Source organism: Vibrio azureus (assembly GCF_002849855.1).
Classification (GTDB): Bacteria; Pseudomonadota; Gammaproteobacteria; order Enterobacterales; family Vibrionaceae; genus Vibrio; species Vibrio azureus.
Genome location: NZ_CP018616.1, coordinates 162,241 through 186,161, shown reverse-complemented (window position 1 = coordinate 186,161; position 23,921 = coordinate 162,241). Strand labels below are relative to the sequence as shown.

The 23,921-nt window shown below is 45.5% G+C and carries 24 protein-coding genes; 7 read left to right on the top strand and 17 right to left on the bottom strand.

What is annotated here, in order from left to right; all coding sequences use genetic code 11:
* Positions 1–10 precede the first annotated feature (10 nt).
* The 3 genes from ompR to BS333_RS00880 form a co-directional block, all read right to left on the bottom strand.
* Positions 11–730 carry an osmolarity response regulator transcription factor OmpR gene (gene ompR / locus BS333_RS00890; RefSeq protein WP_021709443.1) on the bottom strand — a complete coding sequence of 240 codons (720 nt, stop codon included), beginning with the start codon at positions 728–730 and terminating at the stop codon, positions 11–13.
* A gap of 178 nt (positions 731–908) precedes the next feature.
* The gene (gene greB / locus BS333_RS00885) at positions 909–1,388 is read right to left on the bottom strand and encodes a transcription elongation factor GreB (protein WP_021709442.1); all 480 of its coding nucleotides are present in this window, start codon (positions 1,386–1,388) and stop codon (positions 909–911) included.
* 92 nt (positions 1,389–1,480) lie between these two features.
* Positions 1,481–3,361: a putative ATP-dependent zinc protease gene (locus BS333_RS00880; protein ID WP_021709441.1), complete on the bottom strand. Its 1,881-nt coding sequence runs from the start codon at positions 3,359–3,361 to the stop codon at positions 1,481–1,483.
* A 496-nt stretch (positions 3,362–3,857) separates the two neighbouring features.
* Here BS333_RS00880 and BS333_RS00875 point away from each other — a divergent pair, with 496 nt between their 5' ends.
* Positions 3,858–6,182 carry a Tex family protein gene (locus tag BS333_RS00875; RefSeq protein WP_021709440.1) on the top strand — a complete coding sequence of 775 codons (2,325 nt, stop codon included), beginning with the start codon at positions 3,858–3,860 and terminating at the stop codon, positions 6,180–6,182.
* 115 nt (positions 6,183–6,297) lie between these two features.
* On the opposite strand, the gene BS333_RS00870 is transcribed toward BS333_RS00875, so the two are convergent.
* Entirely contained in the window at positions 6,298–6,762 is a 465-nt protein-coding gene (locus BS333_RS00870; protein WP_021709439.1) for a hypothetical protein, read from the bottom strand.
* A gap of 129 nt (positions 6,763–6,891) precedes the next feature.
* Positions 6,892–7,656, bottom strand: a complete 765-nt coding sequence (gene bioH / locus BS333_RS00865) for a pimeloyl-ACP methyl ester esterase BioH (protein ID WP_021709438.1) — start codon at positions 7,654–7,656, stop codon at positions 6,892–6,894.
* A 90-nt stretch (positions 7,657–7,746) separates the two neighbouring features.
* Between bioH and BS333_RS00860 the strand changes: the two genes are divergently transcribed.
* From BS333_RS00860 to cysQ, 4 genes are all read left to right on the top strand, one after another.
* Complete coding sequence (locus BS333_RS00860; RefSeq protein WP_021709437.1) at positions 7,747–8,472, top strand: ComF family protein; 726 nt, start codon at positions 7,747–7,749, stop codon at positions 8,470–8,472.
* A gap of 97 nt (positions 8,473–8,569) precedes the next feature.
* Positions 8,570–9,154 carry a Fe-S biogenesis protein NfuA gene (nfuA, locus tag BS333_RS00855; protein WP_021709436.1) on the top strand — a complete coding sequence of 195 codons (585 nt, stop codon included), beginning with the start codon at positions 8,570–8,572 and terminating at the stop codon, positions 9,152–9,154.
* A gap of 154 nt (positions 9,155–9,308) precedes the next feature.
* The gene (gene nudE / locus BS333_RS00850) at positions 9,309–9,878 is read left to right on the top strand and encodes an ADP compounds hydrolase NudE (protein WP_021709435.1); all 570 of its coding nucleotides are present in this window, start codon (positions 9,309–9,311) and stop codon (positions 9,876–9,878) included.
* Positions 9,879–9,915: 37 nt separating this feature from the next.
* A complete protein-coding gene (gene cysQ, locus BS333_RS00845; RefSeq protein ID WP_021709434.1) occupies positions 9,916–10,743 on the top strand; it encodes a 3'(2'),5'-bisphosphate nucleotidase CysQ in 828 nt (275 codons plus the stop codon).
* A 139-nt stretch (positions 10,744–10,882) separates the two neighbouring features.
* On the opposite strand, the gene BS333_RS00840 is transcribed toward cysQ, so the two are convergent.
* The 12 genes from BS333_RS00840 to gspC all read right to left on the bottom strand — a co-directional run bounded on the left by BS333_RS00840 (position 10,883) and on the right by gspC (position 22,340).
* Positions 10,883–11,644 carry a type II secretion system protein N gene (locus BS333_RS00840; RefSeq protein WP_021709433.1) on the bottom strand — a complete coding sequence of 254 codons (762 nt, stop codon included), beginning with the start codon at positions 11,642–11,644 and terminating at the stop codon, positions 10,883–10,885.
* 1 nt (position 11,645) lies between these two features.
* On the bottom strand, positions 11,646–12,137 hold the full coding sequence (locus BS333_RS00835) for a type II secretion system protein M (RefSeq protein WP_021709432.1): 492 nt from the start codon (positions 12,135–12,137) through the stop codon (positions 11,646–11,648).
* A 7-nt stretch (positions 12,138–12,144) separates the two neighbouring features.
* Complete coding sequence (gene gspL, locus BS333_RS00830) at positions 12,145–13,350, bottom strand: type II secretion system protein GspL (protein WP_021709431.1); 1,206 nt, start codon at positions 13,348–13,350, stop codon at positions 12,145–12,147.
* Positions 13,319–14,329, bottom strand: a complete 1,011-nt coding sequence (gene gspK, locus BS333_RS00825) for a type II secretion system minor pseudopilin GspK (RefSeq protein ID WP_021709430.1) — start codon at positions 14,327–14,329, stop codon at positions 13,319–13,321. Before gspK ends, gspL begins: the two co-directional genes overlap by 32 nt.
* Complete coding sequence (gspJ, locus tag BS333_RS00820) at positions 14,322–15,119, bottom strand: type II secretion system minor pseudopilin GspJ (protein WP_021709429.1); 798 nt, start codon at positions 15,117–15,119, stop codon at positions 14,322–14,324. The genes gspK and gspJ overlap by 8 nt, the downstream gene beginning before the upstream one ends.
* The gene (gspI, locus tag BS333_RS00815; protein WP_021709428.1) at positions 15,106–15,501 is read right to left on the bottom strand and encodes a type II secretion system minor pseudopilin GspI; all 396 of its coding nucleotides are present in this window, start codon (positions 15,499–15,501) and stop codon (positions 15,106–15,108) included. The genes gspJ and gspI overlap by 14 nt, the downstream gene beginning before the upstream one ends.
* The gene (gene gspH / locus BS333_RS00810; protein ID WP_021709427.1) at positions 15,482–16,084 is read right to left on the bottom strand and encodes a type II secretion system minor pseudopilin GspH; all 603 of its coding nucleotides are present in this window, start codon (positions 16,082–16,084) and stop codon (positions 15,482–15,484) included. Before gspH ends, gspI begins: the two co-directional genes overlap by 20 nt.
* A gap of 32 nt (positions 16,085–16,116) precedes the next feature.
* Positions 16,117–16,560, bottom strand: a complete 444-nt coding sequence (gene gspG, locus BS333_RS00805; RefSeq protein WP_021709426.1) for a type II secretion system major pseudopilin GspG — start codon at positions 16,558–16,560, stop codon at positions 16,117–16,119.
* Positions 16,561–16,625: 65 nt separating this feature from the next.
* Entirely contained in the window at positions 16,626–17,843 is a 1,218-nt protein-coding gene (gene gspF, locus BS333_RS00800; RefSeq protein ID WP_021709425.1) for a type II secretion system inner membrane protein GspF, read from the bottom strand.
* A complete protein-coding gene (gene gspE, locus BS333_RS00795; RefSeq protein WP_033003640.1) occupies positions 17,843–19,345 on the bottom strand; it encodes a type II secretion system ATPase GspE in 1,503 nt (500 codons plus the stop codon). The genes gspF and gspE overlap by 1 nt, the downstream gene beginning before the upstream one ends.
* Positions 19,338–21,383, bottom strand: coding sequence for a type II secretion system secretin GspD (gene gspD, locus BS333_RS00790; protein WP_021709423.1), 2,046 nt, complete (start codon positions 21,381–21,383; stop codon positions 19,338–19,340). The genes gspE and gspD overlap by 8 nt, the downstream gene beginning before the upstream one ends.
* A gap of 36 nt (positions 21,384–21,419) precedes the next feature.
* Complete coding sequence (gene gspC / locus BS333_RS00785) at positions 21,420–22,340, bottom strand: type II secretion system protein GspC (protein WP_021709422.1); 921 nt, start codon at positions 22,338–22,340, stop codon at positions 21,420–21,422.
* A 268-nt stretch (positions 22,341–22,608) separates the two neighbouring features.
* On the opposite strand from gspC, the gene hslR reads away from it, so the two are divergent.
* Both hslR and hslO read left to right on the top strand, forming a co-directional pair.
* Positions 22,609–22,995 carry a ribosome-associated heat shock protein Hsp15 gene (gene hslR, locus BS333_RS00780; RefSeq protein WP_021709421.1) on the top strand — a complete coding sequence of 129 codons (387 nt, stop codon included), beginning with the start codon at positions 22,609–22,611 and terminating at the stop codon, positions 22,993–22,995.
* 31 nt (positions 22,996–23,026) lie between these two features.
* On the top strand, positions 23,027–23,902 hold the full coding sequence (hslO, locus tag BS333_RS00775) for an Hsp33 family molecular chaperone HslO (RefSeq protein ID WP_021709420.1): 876 nt from the start codon (positions 23,027–23,029) through the stop codon (positions 23,900–23,902).
* Positions 23,903–23,921: the final 19 nt, after the last annotated feature.

The following is a 23,921-nucleotide window of genomic DNA, read 5'->3' as shown; positions in this document are numbered from 1 at the left end:
GGTATCAGCGTTACACTTCCTTACCATCTGGGACAAATACATAACCGAGCCCCCAAACCGTTTGAATATAACGAGGCTTGCTGGGGTCATCCTCCAACATACGACGTAAACGTGAGATCTGCACGTCAATAGAACGCTCCATAGCAGAGTACTCACGGCCGCGAGCCATATTCATCAATTTATCTCGTGACATCGGCTCACGCGCATTAAGCACTAAAGCCTTTAATACCGCGAACTCTCCGGATGTCAGTGGCATCGCCTCTTCACCACGGAACATTTCACGTGTGCCTAAATTAAGGCGAAATTCACCAAACTCGATAATTTTTTCTTTACTGCTTGGGGCACCTGGCAACTCCACCGTTTGGCGACGAAGTACGGCCTTGATTCGTGCCAATAATTCTCGTGGATTAAACGGTTTAGGTAGATAGTCGTCCGCCCCAACCTCTAGGCCGACAATGCGATCAACCTCATCCCCTTTTGCAGTCAGCATTAGAATCGGCAATGCATTATTCGCATTACGCAGTCGACGACAGATGGATAAACCATCTTCACCCGGCAACATTAAGTCCAATACCATAAGGTGGAAGTTTTCACGTGTTAACAGACGATCCATCTGCTCACTATTGGCCACACTTCTTACCTGAAAACCTTGCTCAGAAAGATAACGCTCCAATAGAGCACGTAAACGAGCATCGTCATCAACCACTAAAATTTTATGATTTTCTTGCATTGAAACATCCTTTCAGAAGCATCTGTAGCAAGAATGTATCACTGTTTTTTAAGATGCGCTTGTGCAAATTGTTACTCTTTTTATATTCCTCTCGCTTTTCACTCTTTCATGTGCTGATTTCGGCAGAATGGCGTGAGGAAGTAAAAAGGCATAACACTCAAAATGAGAGCAGAAACAGCTAGGTTTTGTCGTAAGAAATGCTATTGATGAACCATTCTTTTTCACCCTCTGGAGTGCGCACAACAAACTCTTCATCGACTTGCTTTTTGAGTAATGCGCGAGCCATTGGGGAGTCGATAGAAATGTACTCTTTTGCGTCACCGTAGATTTCTTCTGGCCCAACAATACGAAACTTCTTGATATCTCCTGCTTCATTTTCTATTTCAACCCAAGCTCCAAAGAAAACTTTCCCTTCTTGTTGAGGGGAATAATCAACAATCGTCACTTCAGGTAAGAACTTGCGTAAGAAGCGTACCCGACGGTCAATTTGACGCAATAAACGCTTATTAAATGTGTAATCTGCATTTTCTGAGCGATCGCCAAGGCTGGCCGCCCACGTGACGATTTTCGTGATTTCTGGGCGCTGCTCGTGCCATAGATAATCATGTTCTGCTTTCAGTTTGTTATAACCTTCTCGGGTGATCAGTTTGGTCTTCACTGCAATAATCCAAATTTATCTGTCAGGTTGATGATTTGCCCAAGTAACCTTGCTATTAATCCGCTTTTTGGCATCACTTGGGCTGATTCAGGTTACTTTTCGTAGTCAGGCTTTGGCGTAAGCAGATACTCGGCTTCACTGGCGACTAACGCCCCGTGCTTTAAAAAGTTTTTACCTAAAATCATACTGTAATGAAAACGACTGCGATCTTGTAAGTTGACTCGAATCTTTTTCTCTAATTCACCCAACTTCACGTGCATTTCTACCACAGGTCGAACACTGGCTTGTTCCCCGGTTTTCGCCGTAATTCGCATGGTATCCACCACAGGTTTAACAAATTCCTTTTTCACCCCATGATCATTTTCATAAGTAAAGCTGACCATCTCTTGGCCTTGTTGTTTGAAAAGCTTGATATTCTGTGCATTGATTGAACTCACATCCGCACCAGTATCAAGTTTCACCGGAAAAGAGAGTCCTTCGACTTCTGCAACTTCAATATGGCCAGCTCGAAATAAAGGTTTAGCATCCAACAAATGATCAGCACGGGTATTTAATAACACGCCTCCGCGACTGATTTCATGACCAAAAGTAAAATAAGGTTTTCCTTTGTCCTCTTTTTTCAACACATCAATCGCAAAGTTGAGTGTTTTCCTTTTACTTCCCAGTGTTATCTCACCTTCGACCACCGGACGAATCGTCTTACCAACCTTAAGCTTTTTCAACACGGGCTTCGTGATCTTTTCTTCTTTCCCTTCTTCTGTTGGTAAGTAAAAAGTCACTTGTTCTTGTTTGTCATGCTCGGTCAACTCAAAACCGTCCACTCGTAGCAAAGGCGTTTTAACCGCAAAAGTCGGATAAGCGGGCAACTGATGGCCATCAAGGTTGATGTTTTCTTGCGGAGAAATAATCAATGGCTTGGATTTCATGGCTTCTTTGAAGGGCTTTTTCACCCCACCGAGTAAGTTTTCCTTCTCGGTGTCGACAACAAAGAATTGGTTTAAAACATCCTTACCTAGTCTCACTTGCGAAGGGTAACCGCTGCGGTCACGCAAGTAGACCAACCACTGCTGCGTCTGGCCTTGATTAATCTGTACGGGTAAATAAACCAAAGGACGTTCGCCATGACTGGTTTTCAGCATTCGAACCAATGGAAGTTCCATTTGATGTCGCTTGCCATTTTCCCCTTCAAGAGTAAAAGAAACCTGCTGAGACTTCTCATCCACTTTAATATCCAAAGCATGCACACTGGTATAGTGATTAGTGTCTGAAATACTGACTCGATAGGTCACACCAGCAATATTGACCGTTTCTTTTTTACCAATCATCTGAGCATCTGGCTGAGCTTGAAGATAGTCATAGCCAGCAAAAACCCAAGCATGATTATCTAGGTAACTTTTACCGATTAAAATTGGACTGGAAAATTGGGAACGCTCTGTCAAATTCACCACCATATCGACCGTATGTCCTGCAATACTCATTGGCATGGTAATAGTAGGACGCAAAATGGGTTGTTTTTCTGAACGATTACGAATGGCACTGATACGCTCTAAGTCATCGGTAATTGTGACGTTCTTTCCCGTATAAGGGTGGCGCAGCGTAAAACTGACTTTGAGCTGATAAGGCTTAATTTTTTGATGATCGCGCGCGATCTTAGTGCCATTGAGATCATGCACAACAGCCCACATCAGCTCATTATCTTTAAGATGTTTAAAGTCTGGGTGCGTGCTGTAGACATGGATTTGCTCTGCATGCATGGACGAACTGTCCGCGCCAGTATCAATCTTCCCCGTAAACGGGACTTGCTCAAGCTCAGGAACCTCAGAATAGTAGACGTTCTCCATGCGGCCTAACACCATTTTATCATCGAGTTGATACACCGGGTTTTGCGTCGTCGCAGAAAGCGATTGCGACCAAGCATTTGGCTGTGCAAGTAAGGCACCAGAGAGGGCCAATATTAAAGACATTTTCTTCATCTGTTTTCCCATAGAGGCTAAGAACAAGTTGAAAGATTCACAGTAACTCAGTAAACGAAAAACTAAGCCATTAATTCAGTTACATTTTTGACATGCTTTGTCTGCTGTCCATTAGCAAAGGGTAAATTCTTACCGGAGTATTTTCCATTATTACTCTTATTTATCCCCAAATGACTTCAAGGTGCTTGCTTAAGAGCGAGGTCACTTGGGGAATAAAATACTTAGAGTGATGTTGCGTGCTGTAAGTTCAAAGCAACACGCTTTGCTTACAGACTTGATCAACGATTGATAATATAGAACAACGACCTTTTCGAATCGTTGCCGTGCCCGAGCACTCAGCTCGTCTCGTTAAAGGTCGTCTCGCTGAATATGGCATCTTGAGGTATATACCTAAGTGACCTCAAGATGCTTGGGTATAAAACATTGTAAATGCTGCTATGTACCCCCATGTTCTGTACCATACCAATACCTACATAAATTGAAAGAGAATACACGGATGAGCCAAGCTATCTGTCGCATGATTGCTCACGAGCTGAACGTTCGCCCCGAGCAAGTTACCGCCGCTGTTACATTGATCGATGACGGTAACACAGTCCCATTTATTGCTCGTTATCGTAAAGAGGTTACTGGAGGCTTGGACGATACTCAGCTCCGTAGCTTAGACAGCCGACTTTCTTATCTACGTGAAATGGATGAGCGTCGCCAAGCGATTCTTAAGTCGATTCAGGAACAAGGCAAACTCACACCTGAATTGGAACAAGCAATCACTCAAGCAGACAGTAAAACACGCTTAGAAGATTTATATCTGCCTTATAAACCTAAACGTCGCACCAAAGGTCAAATTGCGATCGAGGCCGGGCTCGAACCACTGGCCGACCAGCTCTGGAACCACCCTCAAACCGATCCAGAAGGCGAAGCAAATCAATACATTGACTCTGAAAAAGGGGTAGCTGACACTAAGGCGGCTCTTGATGGTGCACGCGCGATCATCATGGAGCGCATTGCCGAAGATGCTGACTTGCTTGAAAAGATTCGTACTTATCTCAATCGAAATGCTGAAATGTGTGCCCAAGTCGTGGAAGGCAAAGAACAGCAAGGGGAGAAGTTTAAAGATTACTTCAATCATAACGAACCTTTGAGTAAGGTTCCTTCTCACCGCGCGCTCGCCATGCTACGTGGCCGTAACGAAGGCTTCCTGACTTTGGCCATGGACGCCGACCCTGCTCAAGAAGAAGGCGTTCGTCAGTCTTATTGTGAAACCCTTATCGCCGATCATTATGGCGTGACCCTGAGTAGCGCTCCTGCTGATACATGGCGCAAACAGGTCATTAGCTGGGCATGGCGCATTAAAGTATCAATGCATATGGAAACCGAACTCATGGGCGCGATGAAAGAACGCGCAGAAGTCGAAGCCATAGAAGTGTTTGCCACCAATCTCAAAGATCTATTAATGGCAGCGCCTGCAGGACCACGTGCCACCTTAGGCCTCGATCCGGGCTTGAGAACGGGGTCAAAAATTGCGATCGTCGATGCAACAGGTAAAGTCCTGACGACTGAGACCATCTACCCTCACCCACCACAGAAGCAATACGACAAGTCGATGCAAATCGTTGACCAGTTGGTGCGCAAATATAATGTTGATTTAATCGCGATCGGTAATGGTACCGCCTCACGCGAAACCGACAGCTTTGTTGCAGACGTCATCAAGCGTGGTGGCTTGAAAGTACAAAAGATCATCGTAAGTGAAGCTGGCGCGTCGGTTTACTCGGCTTCTGAGCTAGCAGCAAAAGAATTTCCGAATATGGATGTTTCTCTGCGTGGTGCGGTTTCGATTGCTCGCCGCTTACAAGATCCTCTGGCAGAATTAGTAAAAATTGACCCGAAATCGATCGGAGTGGGTCAATACCAACACGATGTCAGTCAGTCTATGCTCGCAAAACGTCTTGATGCGATCGTTGAAGATTGTGTAAACGCAGTCGGTGTCGATGTGAATACGGCTTCTGCGGCTTTACTCACTCGCGTTGCCGGACTGTCGACCACCATCGCCCAAAATATCGTTACTTTCCGTGACGAGAATGGCCGTTTTGATGCCCGGACTGCTCTGAAAAAAGTCCCTCGCTTAGGGCCAAAAGCCTTCGAACAATGTGCAGGTTTCCTGCGTATTATGGACGGCAAAAATCCATTGGATGCCTCTGCGGTTCACCCAGAAGCATACCCTGTGGTGAAAGCCATTGCAGAGAAAAACAGTAAAGACATTAAAGCGTTAATCGGCGACTCAAGTTTTCTAAACAATCTGCATGCCGTTGATTACACCAATGAGCATTTTGGTGTACCAACCGTCAGCGATATCATTAAAGAATTGGACAAACCAGGTCGTGACCCGCGTCCGGAGTTCAAAACCGCAACCTTTGCTGAGGGCGTCAATTCGGTCGCAGATTTGGAACCAGGAATGGTTTTAGAAGGGGTTGTCTCCAACGTTGCGAATTTTGGTGCATTCGTTGATATTGGTGTTCACCAAGATGGTTTGGTGCATATTTCCGCTCTGACCGATCGCTTTGTTTCCGATCCGCGTGAGGTGGTAAAAGCTGGTGACATTGTCAAAGTCAAAGTGATGGAAGTCGATGTACAGCGTAAACGTATTGCTTTATCCATGCGCTTAAGCGATGAGCCCGGCCAGGATAACCGTAGCCAACGTTCATCCACACCACGTAGCTCTGCACCTCAACAACCGCGTCAACGCCAACCTCGTCGCGATGACTCATCATCCAACAGTGCGATGGGCGGTGCATTTGCGGCAGCTTTTGCTAAAGCAAAGAAGTAAAAACTCAATACACATCATATCGACTGCCCATAAGAAAACGGATAATCAGTAGATAAAAAAACGCTCCAACCCACTAACGGATTGGAGCGTTTTGTTTGCATAGGATCGTAAACCGTCATAACACCGCAATCACTTCTGACGGCGTATGAGGCGCAACCGAATGACCATAATGAAATTTGATCACTTTTCTGCGTTTTTCCATTAATCCTTGTTTGACCGCAGCCTCTAAAATGCGCTTAGGTAAACGAAAGCGTATCGTGTACCCCTTGCCTTGCTCTTCACTGTACGATGTAAGCGCAAGTAAACCAAAAAGACGCGCTAAAGGGTCTTCAGGTTCTTGATGCTCAGAGGCTTCAACGTCTTGTTCCATTTCATAGTCGGGATGCTGTGACGGATCCCAACGAGATTGACGCCGCCGCTTCTCATCGCTATTCACTTTGCGCTCTGCGTTGACTTGCGACAAAGCCACCGTTGGAGTGACCGGTTCTCGGGCTTTATTATCACGAGCCGCTTGTTCACTCTGCACATTTACCGATGGGGCGATCAGTGGCACACTGACATTGGCCGGTGATACAACCATTGCGAACCCTCCCAATCATCGCCCAACTCACCCTTTCCCATTTGGGAAAAGAGCAGTCAGAAGTTATATCGACCAATTTTTAATCAGCTTTAGCTTTTAATCATTTCAGCTCTAGCCATTGAAAGGACTCTACCCTGCAAACTGACGGATTTGCTCACAAAACTCATTCTGTTCAGTCATAAATGGAGCATGAGAAGAGCGACTGAAAATAAATTGCTGTGTATGAGGTAATTGTGTGTTCAGAGCACTTGCTACCTTGATCGGCACCAGTCCATCTAATCGACCATAAAGACGTAACACAGGCATAGAAAGCTTGCTCAACACTTCACGTAGATCGACATCGGCCAGAATATTCAAGCCAACCAATAATGAGTCTGGATTAGGTTGTGGTCGCGACAAAATGGCCTGTTTCAGTTGTTTGACATCCTGACGTGCAGAAGGGCTTCCCATCGCTTGTAACGCCATAAAGCGTTCAATTGTGAGAGAGAAGTCTTCGAGTAGTTGCTCCGTGAAAGCACTCAATATCTGAGGCTGAATACCTCGCCAAGAAGAATCCGCAGAGAATTTAGGCGAACTCGCTACGGTGATCAGTTTACTCACGCGCTCAGGCGCTTGCTCAGCAATGTATGTAGCAATCAATCCTCCTAATGACCAGCCCAACCAAACGGCTTGCTCTGGCGCTTGGACTAAGAGCATTTCTGCAATTTGGGCAAGATCTGCTGCATGGTACTGCGCACTATGACCATAACCAGGTAAATCGACAATATGCACGGTGAAGTCCTGCTTTAGTGATTCCACAGTCTGCTGCCATACTGCACCATTCATGCCCCATCCATGTAACAAAACCAAATCAGGCCCTTGACCCAGTGTTTGCCAGTATAAATTCGTGCTCACGCTCGCATAACCTCCGACTTATATGCTTCAAAACCCTGTTTAACACACGCTAACCTAGGGTTTGTTAACGACTTTTAAGGAATGAACGGCATGGTATTTCATCAGTGGCAAAACATCATGTCTCGCATGCTAAGCAGCCAATGTGGATTGTGCCACTTTCCTCTGCATACTTCACAACCATCAAATCCACTCAACTGGTGCCAACACTGCATCAATTATCTCACCGTTGTCAAACGATGCTCACGCTGTGGCTTGGCACTCAGCCCTTATGATGCAGAATATAGCGAACAATGTGGTCAATGCCTAGCTGAGCCTCCTCCTTGGCAACGCCTCTATACATTAGGAGACTACGATTTTCCATTATCCGGACACATTCAACGTTTCAAAGACCACGGTGAAATGTGGCAAGTAAACGCACTCACACAACTGCTGGCTGAGCGAATTGAACAGCCAGCTCCGCTGATCACTTATGTTCCGTTGCACTGGCAGCGCTACTTAACTCGTGGTTTTAACCAAAGCCATCTACTCGCACAACATTTAGCCAAGCATTTGCAGGTCAAACTGGGGACAAGGGTATTTCGCCGCGTCAAAAACTCACCTCCACAACGAGGGAGTAACAAAGACAATCGGCAAAATAATCTCCATCAGGCCTTCATTTTGCCTCGCAAACTCCCTGCGACACACGTTGCCATTGTCGATGATGTCGTCACTACCGGGAGTACGGTGCGACAATTATCCAATTTATTACTTGAAGTTGGCGTGGAAAGCATCGATATTTATTGCATCTGTAGAACTCCTGACCCTCGCTCACTTTAGTTCTCTGCCGAAGGAGATAACGGCAAAAAGACTAGACCACAGAGCGAACAGGAGTAAAATAGCCGTAATAACCTACAAATTCACTCAGGTACTTGTCGTGTCAAACATTACTATTACAGAAACAGCCCAAACGCATTTCGCTAACCTTTTAGGTCAACAGCCTGAGGGGACAAACATCCGTATTTTTGTCGTTAACCCAGGCACTCAAAATGCAGAGTGTGGTGTATCATACTGCCCACCAGAAGCAGTAGAAAGCACGGATACCGAGCTTTCTTTCCAAGGCTTCTCTGCTTTTGTTGATGAGCTGAGTTTACCATTCTTAGATGAAGCGGAAATTGACTTCGTTACTGACAAGATGGGCTCTCAACTGACGCTTAAGGCTCCAAACGCCAAAATGCGTAAAGTAGCTGATGATGCCCCTCTTTTGGAACGCGTTGAATACGCTATTCAAACTCAAGTTAACCCACAACTCGCTAGCCATGGCGGTCATGTCAACTTGGTTGAGATCACCGAAGATGGCGTCGCTATTGTCGCCTTTGGTGGTGGATGTAATGGCTGTTCGATGGTTGATGTTACTCTTAAAGAAGGCATTGAAAAAGAGCTACTTAATCAGTTTGTTGGCGAGCTTACTGCTGTTCGTGATGCAACAGAGCATGATCGCGGCGACCATTCTTACTACTAATCAATGCGCTCACCAAACGGTGAAATTAGCGACTGGTCACAGTGACATTAAAAATGGGAGGCACTGGCCTCCTGTTTTGTTTGTTCTCCCTGCGTTCTTCGCTGCATTATTATCATGCCATCAACCTTTGTGAACGATTTCTAGGAGCTAACAGATGTCGAAAAGGACGCCACCAAAGATACTTTCTTGTCAGACGGTTGCTCAATCCAAGCTGTTTCGAGTCGAGTCGCTCGACCTGTGCTTCTCTAATGGTGAACAACGCACCTATGAACGAATGAAACCAAGTGGACGCGACGCAGTAATGGTCGTTCCGGTGACTGAACAAGGTGACTTACTCTTAATACGCGAATACGCAGCAGGCACAGAGTGCTATGAGTTAGGCTTCCCGAAAGGCCTTATCGACCCAGGCGAGACTCCACAGCAAGCCGCAAATCGAGAACTCAAAGAAGAAATTGGTTTTGGTGCTCGCAGCCTAACGCCTCTTAAGCAAGTGATCATCGCCCCCTCACATTTTTCGAGTAAGATGACGCTCTTTCTTGGCCAAGATTTATACCCAGAACAGCAACAAGGGGACGAACCAGAGCCATTGGAGATCGTCCGCTGGCCACTTGCTCAAGCTGAAGACCTGTTAAGCCACTTAGATTTCCGTGAAGCCAGAAGTATCACAGCTTTATTACTGGCCTTACAACACCGACCAAACATCACTCCCAATCAAAACAAATAATAATAATTGCTCGCCATATTGTGAGAGAGGATAACGTATGCCCACAAACAAAGATGTATCCCACCTTCTACCACAAGTCATTGAAATTGCGCGGAGTGCTGGTCAGCTCATTTTAGATATTTATCAAAATAAGCAGTATCAAGCTTACACCAAAAGCGATGACACTCCCGTCACGAGCGCTGATATCGCTGCTCATAAGTTGATCGTAAAACGCTTGAGTGAACTCACACCAGACATCCCAGTCCTTTCAGAAGAAGCCGCAGATATTAGCTTGGAGCAACGTTCTCAATGGGGGCGCTACTGGTTAGTGGACCCTCTTGATGGTACCCAAGAGTTTATTGCTCGAAGTGGTGATTTCGCCACTATTATCGCCCTAATCGATAACAACATCCCAACAATGGGTGTGGTGTACGCCCCCGTTTCTGGTGTGACTTATTACGCTTACAAAGGGAAAGGAGCGTGGAAAATTCCAGATTTGGCAGAGAGTGTCAAAATCCACACCCACAAACATGAGCACGTGGGGCAGAATATTGCGATAGCCATCAGTCGTCGCCAAGATATCAATCGCATCACGACTCGTATGAGCCCAGCATGGAATTATGATTTGATCCCGCTTGGCTCAGCAGCGCTCAAAGCGTGTTTAGTCGCAGAAGGTGCGGTGGATTGCTACTTACGCCTTGGCCCGACGGGTGAATGGGATACAGCCGCGACTCAATGTATTGTCGAAGAAGCCGGTGGACGTATTCTCAGTACCCAATTACAACCACTTTCCTACAACGAGCGAGAAACATTAGAAAACCCTAACTTTATTGTATTAGGAGATGTCGATTTACCTTGGAATGAGATTCTGTTGGATAAAGACTAACCTTAACAAAAACCTGAACGGGCTTCTAAAATTGAGGCACTTAGGCAGAAAAAGAAGTAGAAGAGGTAGGGGTAGAAAAAAGAGCCATAATGATATGGCTCTTTTTTATTGCAGCGCTTCGTCACTGCATCAGCAGCAACTAAAATCGACCTTGATAGTCAAATTCATAACGCCCTTTAGGATTAGGGTCGCCGAGCCATTTCAGCTGCTCATTCATGCTTTGTGGGAACTCTGCACCAGGCTTAAACCAAGCTGTCGCCGAATAAGCTTGCTCTGGGGTTAGCTCGCCAGAGAACTCCGCAGACACTTGGCTGCTATTTTGGCTCCCTGATGCCTTAAGAAGGCTATTTTCACAGCTTAGGTTCGCAGTTGCTTCATCCAATTGCAGTTCCCCTACTGGACTCTGCACTCTGGCTTGAGTCAGAGTCAATGTCGCATCACCTGATTTGCACCATGGCGCGGCGTAAGTGGCTTGATTCACCTTTAGCGTCAAACGGCCACTGGCACCTACTGGTAAAGGAAGTTGTGCTTGCTGTAGCGCTTTATCGACTGGCATGGACACCTCAAGCTTCTCAGCATAGGGGCCATCCAATAAACCATAACCGACAAAGCCTTGGCCTTTGAAGTTTAAGTCGCTACCACGCCCAAATCCAACGTCAAACTCAGCCTTACCCATCAGTAAACTTGACCACTGAAAATCCCAGTTGAGTTTGCCTAAATTCTGTTGCTGCCATTGCACATTCGCAGCACGACCTTTCCACAAGGTTCCCTGTGGATTAGTGATCTCTAAACCTGGTGGTGTAGGAACCTGTGCTAGCACCCAAGATATTGGCAAGCCAGCAATCAGGCTTGCAAAAAAGAAGGTGACAAAAATGACTACATAAACAATGGTTTTCTTCACCTTAACCTCGCTTAAATTGCAGGCGATTTACATCTACCATACCCGCTTGTTCTGTACGATCGATATCAAGAAACTCCGTATCGATACCTTGCTGTTCTCTAAGGTAACGGAGCCAATCCACCAATTGATTAAACGCCAACGGTTTGATCCATACCTGTACACTTTCATCACGTGGCTGTACACGAATTAATTCAATTTTATAGCGGCGAGCAGACGAGGAAACCACTTGGTTCAGTGATTGACCAGAAAAGCTTACGCCACCGCTCTTGCGTAAAGCCGTAATCTCATCGGCTTTTTTCTGCACAAAGTTGAGAAACTGCTGCTCAGATTGAATACTTTTTTGAGCTTCCATCGCGCGCTGATTCATCGGTTGATATATGCCCCAATAGAGAATACCTATACCAAACACCACTCCAGCGACAATAACCATGCGTTGCTCACGTAAGGAAATGTCACTCCACCATGCTTGAAGTTGTGTGATTACTTTTTTCATTCTCACCTCACTTTTGTGTCAAGACAAAGCTACCAATCACCGCATCATTGTTACGATTCGACTGGCCTTGGCTGACATTAAACTGCTCTTCGAGCTTGACACGTGCTTGTTCGAATGGCTGAAAATCTGAGCTGCGTGCTTGAATGCGAACTTCGCCTTTTTTGCCATCGTACTTAAAATTGGTGATTTGTATATCTTGAACCTGACCTAATGTCTTAGGTAACGCTGCCAACCAAGGTAACATCCCTGCACTTCCTGCGCCTCCTGAGAGGTTATCTACTTCTGCTTTTAATTGACGTCTAAGAGAGTATTCGCCTCGGAACTTTGTTTTATCAGGAAAGATCTGCTTGATGATTCTCAGACTTTCATCTCGGTAGGCCTGGGCTTGTGCGTCATATTTATAGATCATCAACACATGTTGAACGATGGAGAGTGCTAACACGACACTGGCTGCAATCGCTGTTTTCTTCCATACCTTCAGGTGCTTGCCCCAAGACGATTTCGGTTTAAAGGCCCCTGTGAGTAAATTAATATTACTTTCTATCGCACCTTGGGCAAGTAAAGCCATCGCCATCTCTTCCGGCTTGGCAACCCAGTGGCTTAATAACGATGAGTCTGGCAGTGAGCTATGACACTCCAGTTTCAAGTCCTGATTATCCTGCTGTATATAAGCGGATAGATACAGATCTAACCAAGCCGCATCAACCACCACACCTTGGGTCGTTGAATGACGCATCAGCCATTGATCTCCTAATAAAACCGCACTGCTACTGCCATCTTGCGTCGGCAAAGCTAACACATCCGGGAGCATGCGTTTTATACTTAAATCTTGACTGGCAAAGCGTTGTAAAATAGTTTCAACCCAAGCACTTTCGACAGCACATATTTGTGCTTTATCACTTTGCTTACCTAATACGGTGAAATGAAGACTTTCAACATCTTGTGCAACTTCATCTTCGACCAAAAAAGGCAACATGCCTTCAAACTGACGTGCTGCACCAGGTGGGATGGCCACCTCTGTGAGCACACAATCACTGCCGGATAATAATACTATGATTTGTCGCTGATCAGCGTAAGACACCAGTTCATCAAGATGTTCCCAGCCGGCAACCTCACCACTGGCAATCACTTCCTGCTGCTGTGTCGACCATACCAACCATGGAATGGTACTTTGTTGTTCGCTACTCAGCCGAACGGTCAGAAACTCGCTCACTGATACCTCCAAAACGACGGCGAACCACGTTCACCGTATCTCTATCTGTACTTTGTAAAAGGCTACGAATACGCACCCGCGATTCACCCACTAATACCTGTGCATCTAACTCAAAAAAGGCACTGTCGACTGCTAAGTAGCCTCTCGCTTTCTTTTTTATCTCATCATTTAAGCCAGCAAATTCTGACTCAGCTAAAAAGTCTTCAACGCTATTCCAGCCATCAAACGAACGTTTTTCAATCAATTGAGCCGCGTTACTGTTATCAAGATAAGGGGCAAAGAGCGCCACTAGAATCGGAGCTTGCTCGACTTCAAGGGTATTGACATTGAGTTGCCATTCATCGGTAGGCAAGGCACACAGCATTGGCGATACTTTTTGATAAATATCCCCACTGACTTGGTACACTGAACGCAGTTCACTGATATCCGACAACCAACCATTAGCAGCTAAATAAGCCGGTTTCATGGCTTCATAGGTGCTGTCTTCTACCCCTGCCATGGTTCGAACCACATCATCTTGATCAAGGTATTCCCAAGTCGAATCTGCTACTACTTCGGCCTGATAAGGTTCAACCTCAACTTCTTCCATTAAACTTTGGAAGACTTTAACTAAATATGGACGGCTCGTTTGTCCTGTTGCAGGAGGCACTGTTGCCAAGACATTAAGATTAAAACACGCCTGCTTATCAACCACTCTTCCTTTCGCTTGACCATAATCAAGTGGGTAGACCTGCTCTTTAATTGCCCATGCCTGACTGAGGTTGATGGTTTCGCTGTCTTTATAACTCTGCTCTATTCCGAGCTTTGCTAATTCCTCGACACCTAAACTATACCAGTAAGCTTGCTGATAATTGATCTGATTAGAACCACGTTGAAAGTGCAAAAAGAGTCTTTCAGTCATGCTGGCTGCAATTGTGGTCATGATCGCCAAGAGCATCAGAATAACGATAAGGGCAACACCACGCTGACGTTTAACCATCATTGCCCTCCGTTGCATTATCATTTTGAGCACCTTGATTGCGGGAGTCATTGTTTCGAGAGTCGTCGCCTTGAGGATCATCACCTTGAGAGCCACCGCTGCCACCGAAACCCCCATCGCCGTTACGATCAGGTTTTTCACTCGCTGTCAGCTTGCCACCCGAAGTCAAGTACGTTCGAGAAATTTCGCCGTAATCTTGCAATGTGATCACCATTTTTATCGCTGAAGGAAGCGCTCCTTTCTCATCCCAAGTTTCTTTCCATGAACTGCCGTCATAGAAGCGTATGTCCCATTCATCGACTTGAGAAAGTAATGGCGTCACAACAGGTGTCTGGCCAGCAGGTGTATCTGGGTAACGCCACCATACTCGCTGCAGAGACTCCCCTTTTATGCGGTAACCCACTTTGGTGACTTCACCACGAGGAAACTGTTGCTGAGGATTATGCCAACCTGTTCGCGCAAACATGATGCCTTTAGTGTCTGAATTGAGCAGGTTCTCAGACCAAAACAGCAATTTTTCTGCTGGCTTTTCACCATTGGTACGCATCGACCTTGTCGCCATCTGACGAAAATCGTTATCCATCATGATCAAAGCACGTTGCAGCTCATTTAATCGCTGAGTTTTTTCTAGTGAAACCTGGTTGCTTCTCTGTACCTGAGAAACCACTTGATACGCCGCCATACTCATGGTGGCAAAGATAGCGATGGAGACCAGCACTTCAATCAGGGTAAAACCTTGTGGACCAGAAGAAAAAGGCGTTTTTAATCGCTGAGATTTACTGCTTAACATAACTTCTCACCGTAACAATAGGGCTGGCTTGTTCTTGTGTAGAAACGCTCACATCAAATGCCTTAAGTAAAGGCTGCGTGGTTGCAACAGGCTTTACTTGCCAATACCAAATTCGCCCCGCTAACTCTTCCGTGCCTTTTTTCGCTTTCAGTTTTTCAGATGAAAGCATGACATTGGCCATTTGATTGTCCACGACCATCGCGGCAAACATTTTATCTTCAAGGTAATTCACTGTCGTAATATGCTGGCTCACCGAACGAATCACACTGATTGCCGCTGTCGCAAATACGGCTAGCGCGACCAACACTTCAAGTAAGGTCATCCCTCGGGCTTTTCTGCTCGCAGTCGTCCGAGAACTTAAATCAGAATACCGCATTGTCATCCTCTTCTACTTCTTCTCCCGGTGCGATTAGGATGATCTCACCCGTGTCTTTACCGATCACACGCCAGCCATCGTTAAACGCATCGCCATCACTGGGATAAAAGGACAAGGTGAACGGCGTAATCTCTGAACTTGATAAAATAAAAACTTGCGGGGGCTTAACCTGTTTCTTCTGGTTATCTTCCTCAGCAAATCTATCTTCTTCAAATAGGCTACTGGGCTCAAATAACCGCTCATCCTCTTGCCAAGCGCCACCGCCGAGTTCCAATTGAAGTGATAGGCCATCTTCCAGTTTTGTTTCACTTGGGATCTGCTTGAGCTCTAAAGGCTGCCAACCCTCTTGATCCAAACTCAACAAAGCATATTGAGACTTTTGCTCATTCACTCGAAGGCCAAAATCTTTTCCAGCCAATACCGCTTCTTCATTCATGAGTTGTATTCGTTGGAAAAGGCTCTGTGCATACTTTTTTGATAAGTCATTTTTGCTTGAAGGCAACGTCGCAATAACCGCAACTGCGGTTAGCGACAACAAAACCAGCACCAATAAAATTTCTATCAGGGTAAAACCGTGTTGTTTATTCATGTATCTCATTGGTACTGGTTATTCACTCTAAATTATTTAACGTCTTGCATGTTCCAGTTGCCGATATCAGCTTGCGAGCCTTCACCGCCTTCCTGACCATCTGCACCTAAAGAAAAGATATCAACCTGACCGTTATCACCTGGGCTTAGGTATTGATATTCATAGCCCCAAGGGTCTTTTGGTAGGCGCTTGATGTAACCACCATCGCGGTAATTACGTGGCTCTGGGTTTGATGGCATAGTAACCAGCGCTTCAAGACCTTGGTCAGTAGTTGGGTAAACGCTGTTGTCCAGCTTGTACATATCTAATGCATTTTCTAGTGCAACGATGTCAGTGATTACTTTTTGTTTGTCTGCTTTGTCTTTGTTCCCTAATAGGTTAGGAACCACAACACTGGCCAAGATACCGATGATGACGATCACCACCATGACTTCTAACAAGGTAAAACCTTGCTGCTTAGCGCGATTTAGTTTCATTATTTTCTCCAAAGTTAGATTTAAGTAGGTTGTTTACTGAATCATCTAAGTGACGACAAGCAGCGTTACCCACTGATTAAATTATTCATTTCAAGCATTGGCATTAAGGTGGCAAGGACAATAAACAACACCAAACCAGCCATGATCGCGATCAATAGCGGCGTAAAAACACCCAAGGCAATATTGACAGTAGATTCGAAGCTTTGATCTTGGTTGTCCGCAGCACGCGTAAGCATACTTTCAAGCTCACCACTTTGCTCACCACTCGAAATCATATGCAGCATCATAGGCGGGAAGAGGCGTGTTTGCTCAAGAGCTTTACGTAAGCTCGCCCCTTCACGTACGTTATCCGCTGCTGCTAATACTTGCTGTTTGACGAAGCGGTTCGACATAACATCTACCGCCACTTTCATGCCTTCTAGAATAGGAATGGCACTCGAGGTACAAATCGATAAAGTGCGAGCAAATCTTGCGGTGTTAAGACCTTTTGATATTTTGCCAATGATGGGCAGACTGAGCAGTTTTCTATCCCAAGCTAAACGAAAGTCGGGCTTTTGCAGTGCCAACTTGAGGCCATACAACCCCACCACTACGACACTAAAAATCAGTAACCCCCACTCTTGGACAAAGTCACTGGCGGCCAGCAGTATTTGGGTCAATTGAGGCAACTCTTGACCCATTTGCAAAATAGGCTCAATCATCTTAGGCACGACCGAAGACAGCAATAGGGCCACAATACCGATCGAAAAGACCACGAGTACAACAGGGTAAATCAGAGCTTGTTGCAACTTAGAGCGCATTTTTTGGCGGTTCTCAACGTAATCCGCCAAGCGTTCCAAGATGGCATCTAAATGACCTGATTTTTCCCCGGCGGACACCATCGAGAGATAGAGCTCATCAAACACATGAGGGTAATCACCTAAGCTTTCTGCAAGAGGGTAACCCTCGGTCACTTTAGAGCGAACCGCTGCCATCATGGTGCGTATACGTGGTTTTTCAGCCTGTTCCGATACGGCTTTTAAACACTCTTCAAGTGGCATACCCGATTGAACAAGAGTCGAAAGCTGACGAGTAATCAAGGCCAGTTCTGAGGTTTTAAGGCCTCGCTTGAAACCTGTAGAAGTCGATGATTTAGCCGCTTTCGCTTTGACTTCAACCACTTCAACCGGTGTCAGACCTTGCTCTTTCAAACGCTGGCGCACTTGTCGAGCATTATCGCCTTCAATCGTACCTTTCTTTTTTTTCCCTGTTGCGTCGAGCGCTTTGTACTCAAATGCTGCCATTATGCTTCCTTAGTGACTCGCATTACTTCTTCCAAAGTGGTGACACCAAGACGCACCTTACTCAAACCATCACTTCGAATATTTGGTGAGTGTTCTCGTACAGCTTTCTCAATTTCTTGCTCACCGACTTCACTGTGAATCAGTTCTTGAATTTTCTCATTCACCATCAGCAACTCATGGATACCCGTTCGACCACGATAACCTTTGTGGTTACATGTTTCACAGCCACCCGCACGATGAAGAACCAGAGGCTCATTATCTTCTAAACCAAATAGTTTCTTTTGCTCTTTATCGGCTTCGTAAGGCTCTTTACACTCTGAACATAGAGTACGCACTAGACGCTGTGCCAAGACACCAAGCAAAGAAGAAGAAATCAAAAACGGCTCGATCCCCATATCACGTAAACGTGTGATCGCACCGACTGCGGTGTTGGTGTGTAATGTTGACATGACCAAGTGACCGGTCAAAGATGCTTGAACCGCAATTTGAGCTGTTTCTAAGTCACGTATCTCACCGACCATGACCACATCAGGATCCTGACGCAAAATAGCACGCAGACCACGGGCGAACGTCATATCAACTTTAGGGTTTACTTGGGTCTGCCCGATACCATCAATGTCAAATTCTATTGGATCTTCAACCGTTAAGATATTGCGCTCATTGCTGTTTATCTCTTGCAAGCCAGCATATAAAGTTGTCGATTTACCAGAACCCGTTGGACCTGTGACCAAGATGATGCCATGTGGACGTTGAATCAAGCGGCCAAAGTTGTCATGCACAGATGGCGTCATCCCCAAGCTGTGCAGATCAAGGCGGGTCGCATTTTTATCGAGTAGACGCATTACTACGCGCTCGCCATGTGACGATGGCATCGTAGACACACGGACATCAACCGCTCGACCACCAATACGTAGTGAGATACGACCATCCTGAGGCACACGTTTTTCTGCGATATCGAGTTTCGCCATGACCTTGACGCGCGAAACTAGCAACGGTGCCAACTTACGGCTAGGCGTCAAAACTTCACGCAAGACACCATCCACTCGGAAGCGAATTGAGAGTGTTTTTTCAAAGGTTTCAATATGGATATCAGAGGCCCCTTCTTTGATCGCTTCACCAAGCATGGCGTTGATCAACTTAATAATTGGCGCATCATCTTCCGACTCAAGTAAGTCTTCATTTTGAGGCAATTCTTCCGCAAGCGAGAAAAAGTCTTCACTATCGGCACCAATATCTTCCATCAGCTGACGCGCTTCAGAAGAGTCACGTTGATAGGCCTCAGTCAACTTTTTATCAAAGGCCTCTTGCTCAATAACTTGTGGAACAAAACTCTGTTTAAGCACCCGTCGAACTTCAACCAGAGCCGCTGGATCAAGCGGCTCCACATAATAGAGAACAGGGGGACGCTCAGGGTGTTCGCTTTCCAGTACTAATTTAAAGCGATTGGCAAAACTGAATGGTAAACGACGTACACTCAGAGCCATGTCTTGCATATCAGCCATTGCCTTTGTCCATTTGATCAAGGAAAGCCTGAATCTCTACTGGGTGGTTTTCTTCTTTACCAAATTCAGGCAACACAGGGATTTTAGCATCATCCATTAACTTCAAACCTTGCTGAGACTTGTACAATTGCTCTGCACGGATAAAGTTATATTTACGCTGGGTGATGCCATCTGCGCTCATGCCATTGCGAATAATGGTCGGCTTGATAAACACCATTAAGTTTTTCTTAGTGGTTTGAGACGTCGTCGACTTAAACAAATGACCAAGGATAGGGATATCACCAAGTAGTGGAACTTTTGACTCGCTTTCTGACGCCTCTTCTTCAACAATACCGCCAAGCACTAACATTTGACCATCTTGAACAATCACCTCAGTATTCACTTGGCGCTTAGCAAAACGCACGTCCACTGCGCCATTAGGGCCAAGTACTTTGGAGACTTCCTGCTCAATTTTAAGTTGTACAGAGTCACCCTCGTTAATCTGAGGGGTCACTTTAAGTTTCACCCCAACTTCCTTACGGTCAACCGTTTGGAATGGGTTATCATTGTTAGAGCCTGATGTTGAACCAGTAACAACCGGGACTTCTTCACCCACTATAAAGGACGCTTCGCTGTTATCCATGACAGTAATGTTTGGAGCAGAAAGTATATTCGCATTGGTGTCTGTAGATACGGCAGTAATAAGCGATGTCCAATCTCCCATCACGATACTCATCGCAGCACCATTCACTCCGCTTAGTGCGTTAGCTAGGGTTGTCCAGTCACCGGATTCAGTGAACTTACGCTCCACGTAACCACTTGCGTCAGCCTTATCATTATCAGGGTCATAAGTACTCTCTGTTCTTGTGGTGTCTTTTGCTTCCTCAAGACCAATCATCACATTGCCAATTGACGCCCCAGCATTATTATATTGAACCACAGCGCCATTCTCCAAGTTGCCCCACTGAACACCAAGGTTGATGCCATCGCCTTCCGCCATTTCAACAATCAAAGCTTCAATCAATACTTGAGCACGGCGAATATCAAGCTGAGCAATCACATCTTGCAACGCAAGCATAATGTCAGGTGGCGCAGTCAATACTAAAGAGTTCGTGGCTTCATGAGCAGCGATCACGACCTCACCACGCTTGGCTTTGCTGGCCCCTTTTTGGCCTGCTTGCTTCTCAGCTTGCAGATTGTCTGAGACGCCTTTCAAGACATCGACTAAATCTTCCGCCTTGGCATATTTAAGGTAAACCACTCGGTTATTACCTTTCGTTGCCATCTCAACATCCAATTGACGAATCAGACGCTTTAAGCGTTCACGTACTTTTGGGTCACCCGAAATTAAAATCGAGTTGGTACGGTCATCGGCAACAATTTTAGGTTCAAGAAAAGCGGGAGTACTTTTCTGGTTATTAGATTTATTTAACGCTTCAACAATACGCACCATTTCAGCAGCAGAGGCATTGCGTAGCTCGATCAGCTCAACGTCTTTGTTACCCGCTTGGTCGACACGCTTAATGATTTCTGCCAAACGATTAACCACAGCAGCACGCCCGGTGATCAAAATAATGTTGGCAGGGTCGTAATGCACCACGTTACCGGCACCGGCGTTATCAATCAATTGTCTCAGCAAGGGAGAAAGCTCACGAACAGAGACGTTACGCACTGCAACAACGCGAGTGATCACGCTATCACCCGGTTCTGCATTGGTACTCACGACTGGAATAGCAGAGGTCTTAGCATCTTTAGATTTAATGACTTTTAAAATGCCGTCTTCCATTTCTACGACAGCATAGCCATACACTTCCAACACATTGAGGAAAAAGCTGTAATATTGTTTTTCGTTTAACACGTCATAACTGCGTACATCAATTTTGCCGCGAACCGACGGATCAACGATGATGGTCTTTTCTAAGTTACGACCAACAATATTAATGAATTCTTGAATATCAGTGCCCTTAAAACTTGCACTGAAGTCGTTTGCCATCGCTCCTGGCGTACAGATAAGAGTACCTGCCAATAACCAAGTACTTTTACTAAACCAATGTTTCACGTATGTCTCCCTGAACTTACGCAGTTTGCCTAAGTATTATAATTGGATGTTAATGTCGTACTGTTGACCATCTCGTTCAACAGTTAAATTTAATTCTTGCGGATCCTGCATGATTGGCCCCAGTTGCTTGGCTGATGATGAGTCACGCAAGTCAATACCATTAAGCTCAATCGCGATATCACCCGGCTTTAAGCCAACAGCATTAAACAACGCTGCATCTCGCCCTGGTGATACTCGATAACCCGCTAGGCCACCTTCTTGCATTACCGGAGAAATCGTAATGTATTTAAAAACATTTGAACCGTCTTGAGCCAACTCTGCTCTGATTTGCTCGATCTTTTCACTTGCTACCGAGCTATTGATTTGTCTTTTTGGTGAATGATGTTGTTGTGGCGTTTCAGAAAGCTTTTTGTACTCTAAGCCTTCCAGCATAAGCGTTTCATCTCTACCCTGGTTTTCGATAATAACGCGATCGACCAACACGGCTTTCAACTCAGCACGCGTACCGTCAATTTGTTCACCAATACCATAGGTCGCTTGTTTGCCACGATTGGCTATCACCGCTAGACTGACTTCCAAGTTACTGCTTGCTACCGCGCCGACCAAGGTTAAATTTAAACGTGTTTTTGGCGCATCTTTGACCACAGGTTGCTCAACCACGACAGGCTTTTTCTCTGAGTATTGGCCAAAGAGATTAGCCTGTTGCAGAGATTTAAAATCAATCGAATCTTTATCACCGCCGACCGATGCTGCAGTAGCTTGTGGCTGCCATGGTGTAATATCCGAACTTTGCGGCACCACTAACCAGACGAGGCTACCCAATGACCAGCCAGCAACGGCAATGAAAAGGCCAGCCAAAGCACCACTCACCTTGCTTTGAATCACATGGTGATTGGACTTGATTTGAGTCAGTAGAGGGCTGCTTGATAATCCTGCCTTCAGCTCTAAGCGCTTCACTTAATCCGTTCCCTTATTCATATATCACTCAGCTTTAACTTAATTATAAGTAAGTATTATCCACTTTATGTCGTTATAATTGCGATAAAGTTGTAAGAAAAGTCTCTTTCTACAAAGAGCAGTGAACTATATCACAAATTTATATCAGAGCCCTTTTCTTGTGCTGTTTTTGTTACCCCCCTTGAAAAAAAACCTTTCAGCACCACCTAAAGTAAAATCAGTCACTTTTGCTCTCATATCGGGCGCAAATTAGATAACGTAAAATCCTATGAGTTCCATAAATTGTGCCGTAAGGCTAGATAAATGGCTATGGGCTGCCAGATTCTATAAAACCCGCTCCATTGCTCGTAATATGGTTGATGGGGGTAAAGTCCACTATAATGGTCAGCGAAGCAAACCGAGTAAAATCGTTGAGCTCGGTGCAGAAATTCGCCTGCGCCAAGGTAATGAAGAAAAAACGGTGATCATCGAAATCATTTCAGATCAACGTCGTGGAGCACCGATTGCTCAAACTCTGTATCGCGAAACAGAGTCGAGTATCAAGCTCCGAGAAGAGCACGCGGCCCAACGTAAGCTCAATGCTCACAACCCAAGTCCTGAACGTCGTCCAGATAAAAAACAACGCAGAGACATCATTCGATTCAAACATCAATAATCGCCGGAATGACTAACGAGGAAAGCACTCAATGGCAAATAACGTTTTAAACCGCTACCTATTCGAAGATCTTTCTGTACGTGGTGAGTTAGTACAGCTGGATGAAGCATACCAACGCATTATCTCCAGTAAAGAGTATCCGGCTGCTTTACAAAAATTACTCGGTGAACTGCTCGTTTCCACCACACTCTTAACGGCAACGCTAAAGTTTGAAGGCTCGATTACTATCCAACTGCAAGGTGATGGTCCTGTTTCTTTAGCGGTCATCAACGGTGACCATGATCAAAAGATTCGTGGTGTTGCTCGTTGGGAAGGTGACATTGCGGATAACGCAACCTTACATGAGATGATGGGTAAAGGTTACCTTGTGATCACCATTGAACCTAAAAAAGGTGAACGCTACCAAGGGGTTGTTGGCTTAGAGGGAGACACTCTTGCAGAGGTAATTGAAGGCTACTTCGCTAACTCTGAACAATTAAAGACTCGACTGTGGATTCGTACTGGTGAATATCAAGGCAAACCACACGCCGCAGGCATGATGATCCAGATTATGCCAGATGGTACCGGCGCACCTGAAGATTTTGAACATCTAGAGCAGCTTACTGATACCGTGAAAAGCGAAGAGTTGTTTAGCTTGCCAGCAAATGAACTGCTTTACCGTCTCTACAACCAAGATACGGTACGTTTGTACGATCCGCAACCTGTTGAATTCCACTGTGGCTGCTCACGTGAGCGAAGTGGTGCAGCGATCATCACAGTGGATAAAACCGAAGTCTATGAGATTATTGCTGAAGAGGGCTCCATCTCTCTGCACTGTGATTACTGCGGCACAACCTATCAATTCGATGAAGCAGAAGTCACAGCACTGTATAATCAAGCCACACCAGACGATAAGACAGTGCATTAATTATTTTAAATTAAAAAGC

What these genes read in the sequence shown, in the direction of transcription:
- gspH (WP_021709427.1), bottom strand. Translation starts at nt 16,084, where the DNA reads ATGAATAAACAACACGGTTTTACCCTGATAGAAATTTTATTGGTGCTG.
- gspK (WP_021709430.1), bottom strand. Translation starts at nt 14,329, where the DNA reads ATGGTTAAACGTCAGCGTGGTGTTGCCCTTATCGTTATTCTGATGCTC.
- hslR (WP_021709421.1), top strand. Translation starts at nt 22,609, where the DNA reads ATGAGTTCCATAAATTGTGCCGTAAGGCTAGATAAATGGCTATGGGCT.
- gspJ (WP_021709429.1), bottom strand. Translation starts at nt 15,119, where the DNA reads ATGTTAAGCAGTAAATCTCAGCGATTAAAAACGCCTTTTTCTTCTGGT.
- gspE (WP_033003640.1), bottom strand. Translation starts at nt 19,345, where the DNA reads ATGGCTGATATGCAAGACATGGCTCTGAGTGTACGTCGTTTACCATTC.
- ompR (WP_021709443.1), bottom strand. Translation starts at nt 730, where the DNA reads ATGCAAGAAAATCATAAAATTTTAGTGGTTGATGACGATGCTCGTTTA.
- nudE (WP_021709435.1), top strand. Translation starts at nt 9,309, where the DNA reads ATGTCGAAAAGGACGCCACCAAAGATACTTTCTTGTCAGACGGTTGCT.
- hslO (WP_021709420.1), top strand. Translation starts at nt 23,027, where the DNA reads ATGGCAAATAACGTTTTAAACCGCTACCTATTCGAAGATCTTTCTGTA.
- BS333_RS00880 (WP_021709441.1), bottom strand. Translation starts at nt 3,361, where the DNA reads ATGAAGAAAATGTCTTTAATATTGGCCCTCTCTGGTGCCTTACTTGCA.
- cysQ (WP_021709434.1), top strand. Translation starts at nt 9,916, where the DNA reads ATGCCCACAAACAAAGATGTATCCCACCTTCTACCACAAGTCATTGAA.
- gspI (WP_021709428.1), bottom strand. Translation starts at nt 15,501, where the DNA reads ATGACAATGCGGTATTCTGATTTAAGTTCTCGGACGACTGCGAGCAGA.
- BS333_RS00870 (WP_021709439.1), bottom strand. Translation starts at nt 6,762, where the DNA reads ATGGTTGTATCACCGGCCAATGTCAGTGTGCCACTGATCGCCCCATCG.
- gspG (WP_021709426.1), bottom strand. Translation starts at nt 16,560, where the DNA reads ATGAAACTAAATCGCGCTAAGCAGCAAGGTTTTACCTTGTTAGAAGTC.
- BS333_RS00875 (WP_021709440.1), top strand. Translation starts at nt 3,858, where the DNA reads ATGAGCCAAGCTATCTGTCGCATGATTGCTCACGAGCTGAACGTTCGC.
- BS333_RS00835 (WP_021709432.1), bottom strand. Translation starts at nt 12,137, where the DNA reads ATGAAAAAAGTAATCACACAACTTCAAGCATGGTGGAGTGACATTTCC.
- gspF (WP_021709425.1), bottom strand. Translation starts at nt 17,843, where the DNA reads ATGGCAGCATTTGAGTACAAAGCGCTCGACGCAACAGGGAAAAAAAAG.
- BS333_RS00860 (WP_021709437.1), top strand. Translation starts at nt 7,747, where the DNA reads ATGGTATTTCATCAGTGGCAAAACATCATGTCTCGCATGCTAAGCAGC.